Annotated in this window: 9 protein-coding genes; 6 read left to right on the top strand and 3 right to left on the bottom strand. The window is 74.9% G+C overall.

Annotated elements, in window-relative coordinates:
* The first annotated feature begins 85 nt into the window (after window positions 1-85).
* The 5 genes from KV557_RS36325 to KV557_RS36310 are packed head-to-tail and all read left to right on the top strand — an operon-like array spanning window position 86 to window position 5,354.
* The gene (locus KV557_RS36325) at window positions 86-964 is read left to right on the top strand and encodes an amidohydrolase family protein (protein ID WP_218205864.1); all 879 of its coding nucleotides are present in this window, start codon (window positions 86-88) and stop codon (window positions 962-964) included.
* Entirely contained in the window at window positions 961-2,253 is a 1,293-nt protein-coding gene (gene larA, locus KV557_RS36320; protein ID WP_256178468.1) for a nickel-dependent lactate racemase, read from the top strand. The genes KV557_RS36325 and larA overlap by 4 nt, the downstream gene beginning before the upstream one ends.
* Window positions 2,169-2,945 (top strand): ATP-dependent sacrificial sulfur transferase LarE, encoded by a 777-nt coding sequence (larE, locus tag KV557_RS43520; protein ID WP_308130245.1) that lies wholly within the window; start codon window positions 2,169-2,171, stop codon window positions 2,943-2,945. The genes larA and larE overlap by 85 nt, the downstream gene beginning before the upstream one ends.
* A 1-nt stretch (window position 2,946) precedes the next feature.
* Window positions 2,947-3,546, top strand: a complete 600-nt coding sequence (locus KV557_RS36315) for a glycoside hydrolase family 95 protein (RefSeq protein WP_218205863.1) — start codon at window positions 2,947-2,949, stop codon at window positions 3,544-3,546.
* Window positions 3,543-5,354, top strand: coding sequence for a glycosyl hydrolase family 95 catalytic domain-containing protein (locus tag KV557_RS36310; protein WP_218205862.1), 1,812 nt, complete (start codon window positions 3,543-3,545; stop codon window positions 5,352-5,354). Before KV557_RS36315 ends, KV557_RS36310 begins: the two co-directional genes overlap by 4 nt.
* Window positions 5,355-5,371: 17 nt before the next feature.
* Here KV557_RS36310 and KV557_RS36305 read toward each other — a convergent pair whose 3' ends face one another.
* The 3 genes from KV557_RS36305 to KV557_RS36295 all read right to left on the bottom strand — a co-directional run bounded on the left by KV557_RS36305 (window position 5,372) and on the right by KV557_RS36295 (window position 9,031).
* Entirely contained in the window at window positions 5,372-5,794 is a 423-nt protein-coding gene (locus KV557_RS36305) for a universal stress protein (RefSeq protein ID WP_218205861.1), read from the bottom strand.
* A 67-nt stretch (window positions 5,795-5,861) separates the two neighbouring features.
* The gene (locus KV557_RS36300; protein WP_218205860.1) at window positions 5,862-8,009 is read right to left on the bottom strand and encodes an alpha-galactosidase; all 2,148 of its coding nucleotides are present in this window, start codon (window positions 8,007-8,009) and stop codon (window positions 5,862-5,864) included.
* 260 nt (window positions 8,010-8,269) lie between these two features.
* Window positions 8,270-9,031 (bottom strand): tyrosine-protein phosphatase, encoded by a 762-nt coding sequence (locus KV557_RS36295; RefSeq protein ID WP_218205859.1) that lies wholly within the window; start codon window positions 9,029-9,031, stop codon window positions 8,270-8,272.
* 76 nt (window positions 9,032-9,107) lie between these two features.
* On the opposite strand from KV557_RS36295, the gene KV557_RS36290 reads away from it, so the two are divergent.
* A complete protein-coding gene (locus KV557_RS36290; RefSeq protein ID WP_218205858.1) occupies window positions 9,108-9,686 on the top strand; it encodes an isochorismatase family cysteine hydrolase in 579 nt (192 codons plus the stop codon).
* Window positions 9,687-9,693 lie beyond the last annotated feature (7 nt).

The following is a 9,693-nucleotide window of genomic DNA, read 5'->3' as shown; positions in this document are numbered from 1 at the left end:
CCGGCGGTCAGGAACGGGTGTGGTTCGCCCGGCTCCGTGGGGCGCCGGCGCCCACCGACGACCACCGACCGAGGAGCGACCGCCCGTGAGAGTCGACGCGCACCACCACGTGTGGGAGTTGGGCAGGCGCCCCCAGGACTGGCTGGACGGACCGGAGACGGCGCCCCTGCGGCGCGACTTCACCACGGCCGACCTCACCCCCCGCGCCCGCGCGGCGGGCGTCGACCGCACCGTGCTGGTGCAGGTCCTGCCCGACCCGGCCGAGACCCGGGAGTTCCTGGCCCTGGCCGCCGCCGAGCCGATGATCGCCGGCGTGGTCGGCTGGGTGGACCTCACCGCGCCCGGCGTCGCCGACACCCTGGCCGACCTGCGGCACGGCCCGGGCGGCGGTCACCTCGTGGGCGCGCGGCACCTCGTCCAGGGCGAGGCCGACCCGGCCTGGCTCGCCCGCCCCGACGTCCGACGCGGCCTGCGCGCGGTCGGCGCGGCCGGCCTGTGCTACGACCTGCTCGTCCTGCCCCACCAACTCCCCGCCGCCGTCGAGACCGCACGCGCCCTGCCGGACCAGCGGTTCGTCCTCGACCACCTCGCCAAGCCGCCGATCGCGCGCGGCGGGCTCGACCCCTGGGCCGCCCTGCTGCGCGAACTGGCCGCCGAGCCCAACGTCTTCTGCAAGCTCTCCGGCCTGGTGACCGAAGCCCGCCGGGACGCCTGGAGCGTCGCCGAGCTGCGCCCGTACGCCGACACCGCCCTGGACGCCTTCGGGCCCGGGCGCACGATGTTCGGCTCCGACTGGCCGGTCTGCCTGCTGGCCGCCTCCTACGAGGAAGTGGTCGGCGCCGCCGAGGAGTTGACGGCAGGACTCGACCCGCAGGAGCGCGCCCAGGTCTTCGGCGGCACGGCCGCCCGGGCCTACGGGCTGTCCGAACCCGCCCCGCAGAGCCCCCGGGAGGAGCCGCCATGAAGGTCCGCCTCGCCTACGGGGAGACCGGGCTCGACCTCGACGTCGACCCGGCCGTCACCACCGTCGTCGAGCCGCTGCACCACCCCGGCGCCGCCGACGAGAGCGCCGCGCTGCGCGAGGCGCTGCGCCGGCCGGTCGCGGGCCCGCCGCTGCGCGAGCGCGTCAGGCCCGGGCAGACGGTGGCCGTCTCCGCCTGCGACGGCACCCGGCCCCAGCCGCGCCACCTGATGATCCCGGCCGTCCTGGCCGAACTCGACGGGATCGTCCGGCCGGAGGACGTGGTGATCCTGGTGGCCACCGGCACCCACCGCGGCAACGACCCGGACGAACTGCGGCGGATGTTCGGCGACGAGGTGGTCGACCGGATCCGGATCGTCAACCACGACGCCCGCGACGACACCCGGCTGACCTGGATGGGCCGCTGGGGCGACGACGTCCCGGTGTGGCTCAACCGCGCATGGGTGGAGGCGGACGTCCGGATCACCACCGGCTTCGTCGAACCGCACTTCTTCGCCGGGTTCTCCGGCGGTCCCAAACTCGTCGCCCCCGGCCTGGCCGGGCTGCAGACGGTGCTCGTCCTGCACGACGCCAAGCGGATCGCGGACCCCCGCGCGACCTGGGGCAGCATCCACGGCAACCCGGTGCACGACGACGTGCGGGCCATCGCGGCGGGCACCGGAGTCGACTTCGCGCTCGACGTCGTCCTCAACCGCGACCACCGCATCGTGGAGGCCTTCGGCGGCGACCTGCTGCCCATGCACGCCGCGGCCACCGCCGCCGCCCGCCGGATCGCGATGCGCCCGGTCGACCGCCTCTTCGACGTGGTCGTCACCACCAACGCGGGCCACCCGCTCGACCAGAACCTCTACCAGTGCGTCAAGGGCATGTCGGCCGCGCACACGGTGGTCCGGCCCGGCGGGCTCATCGTCTGCGCGGCCGAGTGCCGCGACGGCTTCCCCGACCACGGCTCCTACCGCGAGGTGCTGGCCTCCGCCCCCTTCCCGCGCGCCCTGCTCGCCGAGATCGCCGCCAGATCGCGGACCGTGCCCGACCAGTGGCAGGTGCAGGTGCAGGCCCGGATCCAGTCCTCCTGCCGCGTGGTCGTGCACACCTCCCACCTCAGCGACGCCGACCTGGCGAGGACCACACGGGGGAGAAGGCCGCCGCACTGCTCTCGGCCGTCCGGGCGGCCGGCCCCTTCGCCGTGGCCTACTCCGGCGGCGCGGACTCCGCGCTGGTGCTCGCGGCCGGCGTGCGCGCCCTGGGACGGGACGGCGTGCTCGCCGTGACGGCCGTCTCGGAGAGCCTCCCCTCGGGCGAACTCGCGGCAGCCCGGGCCCTGGCCGAGGACCTCGGCGTGGCGCACCTGGCTCCCCGCACCGAGGAACTGAACCGCCCCGGCTACCGCGCCAACGGCGCGGACCGCTGCTACTTCTGCAAGTCCGAGGTCCTCGACACCGTCACGGCCGTCGCCCGCGCGCACGGGTTCGACCTCGTCGCCACCGGGACCAACGCGGACGACACGGCCGACCCGTTCCGGCCCGGCATCCGGGCCGGCCGCGAGCGCGGCATCCGCACCCCGCTGGCCGACGCGGGCCTGACCAAGGCGGACGCCCGGGCCGTCAGCCGGCTCTGGTCCCTGCCGACCTGGGACAAACCTGCCACGCCCTGCCTGGCCAGCCGCATCCGCTACGGCATCCCCGTCACCGGCCACCGGCTGGCCCGGGTCGACCGTGCCGAGAAGGCCGTGCGCCGGGCACTCGACGGGGCGGGTGTGCACTCCGAGCAGCTGCGGGTGCGCGACCTCGGCGACACCGTCCGCGTCGAGCTGGACGCCGGGGCGGCCGCCGCGGCGGCAGGGCTGACCGCCCTGGCGGAGGGCGTGGCCGAGGCCGGCTTCGGGACGGCGCCCCTGATCGTCGACAGCTTCGTCTCCGGCCGACTCAACCACGAGCGGCCCCCCGCGACCGAGGAGTTCTGACGTGCACACCCACCGGATCCCCACCGACCCGCTCTGGTACCGCCGCCCCGCCGAAGGCTTCCTGGAGGCGCTGCCGCTCGGCAACGGCCGCCTCGGCGCCATGACGTACGGGGGCGTGCACACCGAGCGGATCGAGCTCAACGCGGACACCCTGTGGTCCGGCGGGCCCGGCCCCCGCGACCGGGCGGGCGCCGCCACCCACCTGCCCGCCCTGCGGGAGGCGGTACTGCGCGAGCGCGACCACGCCGCCGCCCACGCGATCGCCGCCGCCCACTTCGGCGGCCCCCAGACGGAGGCGTACCAGCCGCTGGCCACCCTCCGGCTCACCTTCCCCTCCCACGGCGAGGACGAGGCCGCCGACTACCGCCGCGCCCTGGACCTCGACCGGGCCGTGCACACGGTGTCGTACACGGCGGGCGGGGTGCGCCACCGGCGGGAGAGCTTCGTCTCCGCCCCCGCCGGCGTGCTGGTCCTGCGCCTCGGCGCGGACACCCCCGGAGCCCTCACCTTCCGCGCGGACCTCGCCACGCCCCACCTGGCCGCGGCCCCGTCGGCCGAACCCCGCACCGCCACCGTGTCGGTGCACGGGCGGGCCCCGTGAGCGTCGTGAGCTGGGCCGGCGGGGAGACGGCGCACCGCGAGGACGAGGGCACCGGCTTCGCGGCCGTCGTCCAGGTGCGCACGGTGGGCGGGAGCCTCACCGCCACCGACGGTGGGATCGAGGTCACCGGCGCCGACGAGGCGGTGCTGCTCGTCGCCGTCGGCACCGGGTACCGCGGCTGGCAGCGCCGGCCGGACGGCCCCGGGACGGCACTCGCCGAGGCCCGCCGCCAGCTGGACGAGGCCGGGGGACAGGGGTACGACCAGCTGCGCGACGCCCACACCGCCGACCACGGGCGGCTCTTCGGGGCAGCCGGCCTCCGGCTCCACGACCCGGCGTCCGCAGCGGCGGCCGAACTCCCGACCAACGAGCGCCTCGCCGCCGCCGACAAGGACCACCCGGACGCGGGGCTCGCCGCCCTGCTCTTCGCCTACGGCCGCTACCTGCTGATCGCCTCCTCCCGCCCCGGCACCCAGCCCGCCAACCTCCAGGGCATCTGGAACAACGACATCACCCCGCCGTGGAGCAGCAACTGGACGTCCAACATCAACCTCCAGATGAACTACTGGCCCGCCGAGACCACCGGCCTGGCCGAATGCCACGAGCCGCTGTTCGACCTCGTCACCGACCTCGCCGAAGCCGGCCGCTCCACCGCCCGCGCCTACTACGACGCCCCGGGCTGGTGCTGCCACCACAACGTCGACCTCTGGCGCGCCACCAACCCCGTCCTGGGGGACCCGGTCTGGGCCCACTGGCCCATGGCGGGCCCGTGGCTGGCCGCCCACCTGTGGGACCACCACCTCTTCCACGGCGACCGCGCCTTCCTCGCCGACCGCGCCTACCCGGTGATGCGCGAGGCCGCCCGCTTCCTCACCCACCTCCTGGTCGAGGACGCCGACGGCACACTGCTCACCTGCCCCTCCACCTCCCCCGAGCACCACTTCCGGCTCGCCGACGGCACCCTGACCGCCGTCGACGCGGGCAGCACCATGGACCACTGGCTCGCGGCGGAACTCCTCGACAACACCGTCACGGCCGCCCGCGAGCTGGGCGTCGACCACGAACTCGCCGAGGAACTGGCCCGCGTCCGCGCCCGGCTGCGCCGCCCCGGGCTCGCCGCCGACGGCCGCCTCCTGGAATGGCGGGACGACCTCCCCGAGGAGGACCCCGGCCACCGCCACCTCTCCCACCTCTACGGCCTCTACCCGGGCAGCGCCGTCGACCCGCTCGGCGACGACACCCTGCTGGACGCGGCCCGCCTCGCCCTGGACCGCCGCCTCCGGCACGGCGGGGGCGGCACCGGCTGGAGCCTCGCCTGGGTCGCCGCGCTCGCCGCCCGCCTCGGCGACGGCGCCCTCGCCGGCAGCGCCGTCGAGCGCCTGCTCGCCACCTCGATCGCGCCCAACCTCTTCGACCTGCACCCGCCGCAGCTCTTCCAGATCGACGGCAACTTCGGCATCACCGCCGCCATCGCCGAGTCGCTGCTCCAGAGCCACAACGGCATCCTGCGGCTGCTGCCCGCCCTGCCGCCGTCCTGGCCGGACGGCGACGTCCGCGGCCTGCGCGCCCGGGGCGGGCTCACGGTCGGCCTGAGCTGGCGCCAGGGCCTGCTGACCGGAGCGGAACTGCACGCCGCCCGGGACACCGAGGTCGACCTGCACCTGCCCGAGCGCGAGGGCCGGCCGGTCGTGACCGACGAGCAGGGCAACCTGGTCGCGGCGCCGGGCTCCGCACGGCGTCTGCGGCTGCACCTGGCGGCGGGCGGCCGCCACCGGCTCAGCTATCCGCAGCCGGACGTCGGCCACTGACCCGCCGAGAGGTCACGTCACGGGGCAGGGATGGTGTCGGTGCCCGGCGCGGGCTCCGGCCAGACCAGCAGCACCGGGCAGGGGGCGTGGTCGACGACGAAGCGGGTGGCGGGGCCGAGGCTGTGCGGCCCGAGCCGGGTGCGGTCACCGTCGCGGGCCGGCACGAGCAGCTCGGCCCCCTCCGCCGCCGCGACGACCTCGTGCCCGGTGCGGCCGGTGCGCTCCACTCGGGTGCAGGGCCGTCCGAGCCGCTGCGCCGCCGCGTCGAGGAGCCGCTGCGCGGAGTCGTCGGCCAGCCGCCCCACCCGGTCACCGGGGTCGCGCTCGCGGTGGCCGCGTCCGAGCAGACCGGCGAACGCGCCGTGCGCCAGCGCCTCGGCGAACGACGTGCTCAGGGTCTTGCTCCTCGCAGACGGCGGTGGGGGACCCCATCGAACCATTGCCCGCCGTACCGTGGCACATCGGTCCGGCCCGGCCGTGGGGCCCCGCGGCCGGGCCGGACCGGGGTCACTCCTGCGGCGCGGGTGCCACCGCCAGCGCCTCGACCACGAGAGCGTGGCCGGGGCGGTTGGCCAGGCCCGGGGCGGCCAGGCCGACCTGGGCGAGGTACCGGCCGGTCAGGGTGAGCGGGGCCGTCCGCCGGGCCCAGGCGGGCCAGGTGGGCTCGGGGGAGGAGAACTCGGGGCGCACCCGCAGGGTGTAGCGCGTGCCGGGCTCCAGCCCCGGGAGGCGTACGGGCGCGCCGTTCTCGGCGGCGGAGGTCTCCAGCTGGACGTACGCGAAGAGGGCGTGGGCCCGGTCCCGCGAGACGACGCCGTGGACCCAGGCGGCGGGGTCGGGGTGGTCGGTGCGCACGACGTCGCCGCCGTGGAGCAGCGGCCGCAGCTTCTTGTAGGCGTCGATCCACGCGGCCAGCGCCGCCAGGTCCTCCTGCGGCCAGCCGGAGATGTCGGACTCGATGCCGGCGTGCCCGAACAGGGCGGTGGCGCAGCGGAAGGCGAGCGTCGTGTCGCGGTGGCTGATGTGGGCGGGGGAGGAGCCGACGTGGGAGCCGATCAGCTCGTAGGGCAGGAGCAGGCCGGTCCAGCGCTGGATGGCCTGGCGTTCGATCGGGTCGATGTTGTCCGAGCCCCAGATCCGGTCCGTGCGTTCGAGGATGCCGAGGTCGGCGCGGGCCCCGCCGGAGGAGCAGGACTCGATCTCCAGCCCGGGGTGGCGGCCGCGCAGTTCGTCCAGGAGCGGGTAGACCGCCGTCGTCTGGGCGTGCACGCCGGGGCGGCCGTCGTGGACGGCGTCGGCGAGGTCGCGGTTGTGGTCCCACTTGATGCAGTCGATGCCCACCTCGCCGACGAGGGTGCTGATCCGCTCCAGCAGGTAGGCGTGGGCGTCGGGGTGCGCGACGTCCAGCACGTGCTGGCTGCGTTGCTCGTACGGGAGGCGCTCGGGGTCGGCGAGGAACCAGTCGGGGTGGGCGCGGGCCAGGTCGGAGTCGGGGTTGACCATCTCGGGTTCGAACCAGAGGCCGAACTGCATGCCGAGCCCGTGGACGTGGTCGGCGAGCGGGCGCAGGCCGTCGGGCCACACCTTCTCGTCGACGTACCAGTCGCCGAGGCCGGCCCGGTCGTGGCGGCGGTGACGGAACCAGCCGTCGTCCACGACGAACCGTTCCACGCCGACCTCCGCCGCGGTCCGCGCGAAGGCGTGCAGCCGCTCGGGGTCGTGGTCGAAGTAGACCGCCTCCCAGATGTTCAGGGTGACGGGCCGGGCGGTGGCCGGGTGCTGCGGCCGGGCGCGGAGCATGGCGTGGAAGCCCCGGCTGATCCCGTCCAGGCCCGTGCCGGAGGTCGCGAAGTACACCCACGGGGTCCGGTGGAACTCGCCTTCCGCCAGCCGGATTTCACCGGCGTCCAGCAGTTCGCCGGCGCCGAGGACCGTCGTCCCGTCGGCCAGCCGCTCCGCGTACTGGACGTGGTTGCCGCTCCAGGCGGGGTGCACGCCCCAGACCTCGCCGTGCCGGAAGCCGAAGCCCTCGGTGCCGGTGAGCAGCAGTCCGGCGTCGAAGCCGGTGCGGCCGCGGCGGTTCTCCCTCGACCAGACGCCGTGCCGCAGCGGGGCGCGCTGCGGTGAGCGCTCACGGGCCCAGCGGCCGGTGAAGTCCAGCAGTTCCGCGGCGTGGGCGGGCACCGGCAGCACGCAGGCCAGCGCCTCCACGGTGTAGGTCTGCGGCGCCGTGTTGGTCAGGGTGTGCCGCATCCGCACCACGCCCTGCTCCGTCATCTGCAGCTCGGTGTCCAGCGCGAGCCCCGCGCCGGGGTCCAGGGCCCGCGCGTGGACGGTGCCGCCCCGGCCGTCCCGGGCGCCGCGGACGGCGACGGGTTCGGCGAGTTCGAACCGCAAGGGGCGGACGCGCCCGTCGCGGTGCCCGGCCAGCGTCGGGCGGCCGAACCAGCCCCAGCCCCGCCCCTGGGAGGGCATCAGGCTCCCGCCCTGGTGGCGCGAGGTCCGGCCCATGGCGTCGAGCACCTGCGCGGCGTCACCGGCGCCGAAGCCGGGGTCGGCGCCCCAGTGCAGCACCCGGGGCGGCTCGGGTCCGGTGACGTCGAGCGCGAGGGCCGCTTCACCGGCCGTCAGCACGACGAGGTTCGCCTCAGTCATTTCGTCCTCGTTCAGGGGGGTGGTCCTGGACTGCAAGGTCGTGTGAGCGTTAACAAGCACTCCCGTCCGACGCGTTCGCCGGTACGGGCTCCCCTAGAGATAGCACGTCCACCCGCGCGCGAACATCCCATGTCCAGAACCCAGACACATGCGTCACAGCGTCGGGAAGGGGCCCACGGAGCGGCTCAACAGGTGCTGCCACAGGCCGGATTGAGGAACCGGCACCGAAGCGTGGCAGCCCGCAGACATCCCATGCCCAGTCAGCGTTCGCGGCCGACGAACGCGTTGTCGAGGTAGAGGGCACGCAGCCGCCGCGCCAGGTCGTCGGGGTCGGCGCCGGTGGAGGCGACGTAGCCGGAGACCGAGCCGTGCTTCTGCGTGAGCTCGGCCAGGAACAGTTCCATGGCCCGGGCGGGGGCGCGGAACGCGCCGGTCCCCGGCGGCAGCGGCTTCGCGCCCGATGCCTCCCACTCGGCGAGCAGGAGGGGGCGAACGGCCTCCGTCAAGGCGTAGTCCGCGACGATGTCGTCCTCGGGGACGCCGAGCAGGCTGAGGATCAGGGCGGTGATGATCCCGGTCCGGTCCTTGCCGCCCTTGCAGTGGTACAGCACGGGTGCTGACTGCGGGTCCGCCACGAGTTCGAGGACGGTGCGGATCTCCTCCCGTCCGTCCTCCGCGGTCTCGACGTAGCGGTCCGCGAAGAACCGTGCGACGTCCTCGAACGACTGGTGGTACTGGTCGTAGGAGCGGTGCTCGATGCTCAGGTGGTGCCAGGTGGGTGCGGTGTCGTGGGGCGTCCGGCCCTGCTGGTCGATCTCCCAGCCGTGCCGCAAGTCGATCACGGTTCGCACGCCGAGCTTCGCGTAGCGTTCCCGGTCCTCGGCCGCGTGCGGGCCCGCCAGTTTGTGGAGGCTGTCGGACCGGTAGACGAGCCCGGAGCGTATCGCCCGCCCGTCCGTGGTGACCAGACCGCCCAGGTCGCGGATGTTGCGCAGGTGCGTGAAGCTGATGATCCGTTCCATGGGCAGTACCCTACGAACAGCCCGCTCCGGCAGGCGAGGCGGCCGTGCGGCCGGAGGATGTGGCAAGGTGGCGGCCATGGAACCCAGCCTCCTTGACGCACTGCCGGCACTCGTCGTGATCGATCTGCAGAAGGGGATCGTCGACGGGCCCAAGGCTCACCCGGTGGAGGGCGTCGTCGCGAACGCCGTCGCCCTGGCCGAGTCCTTCCGCTCCCTCGGCCTGCCCGTCGTGCTCGTCAACGTCGCCGGGGGAGCCCCGGGGCGCACCGACTTCGACTACGGCGACGACGACGAGGACGACGACGGTGCAGGGCAGGACTGGGTCGAGCTCCTGCCCGAGCTCGACCCCCGGCCGAGCGATCTGCGGGTGACCAAGACCAACTGGGGCGCCTTCACCAACTCCACCCTGCACGCCCAACTCCAGGAGCGGGGCGTCACGCAGGTCGTTCTCACCGGTATCAACACCCAGATCGGCGTGGAGACCACGGCCCGCACGGCCTACGAACTCGGCTACAACGTCGTGCTCGTGACCGACGCGATGACCAGCTTCGATGCGACCGCCCACGAGCACAGCGTCACCCGCATCTTCCCGCGCCTGGGGCAGAACACCACGACCGCGGACCTCCTTACCCTCCTCGCCGCCCGCTCCGCCTGACGCGAGG

Source organism: Kitasatospora aureofaciens, assembly GCF_019192735.1.
Taxonomy (GTDB): Bacteria; Actinomycetota; Actinomycetes; order Streptomycetales; family Streptomycetaceae; genus Kitasatospora; species Kitasatospora aureofaciens_A.
This window is presented reverse-complemented; position numbering and strand designations above follow the sequence as displayed.

What these genes read in the sequence shown, in the direction of transcription:
- KV557_RS36300 (WP_218205860.1), bottom strand. Translation starts at nt 8,009, where the DNA reads ATGACTGAGGCGAACCTCGTCGTGCTGACGGCCGGTGAAGCGGCCCTC.
- KV557_RS36290 (WP_218205858.1), top strand. Translation starts at nt 9,108, where the DNA reads ATGGAACCCAGCCTCCTTGACGCACTGCCGGCACTCGTCGTGATCGAT.
- KV557_RS36305 (WP_218205861.1), bottom strand. Translation starts at nt 5,794, where the DNA reads ATGGTTCGATGGGGTCCCCCACCGCCGTCTGCGAGGAGCAAGACCCTG.
- larA (WP_256178468.1), top strand. Translation starts at nt 961, where the DNA reads ATGAAGGTCCGCCTCGCCTACGGGGAGACCGGGCTCGACCTCGACGTC.
- KV557_RS36295 (WP_218205859.1), bottom strand. Translation starts at nt 9,031, where the DNA reads ATGGAACGGATCATCAGCTTCACGCACCTGCGCAACATCCGCGACCTG.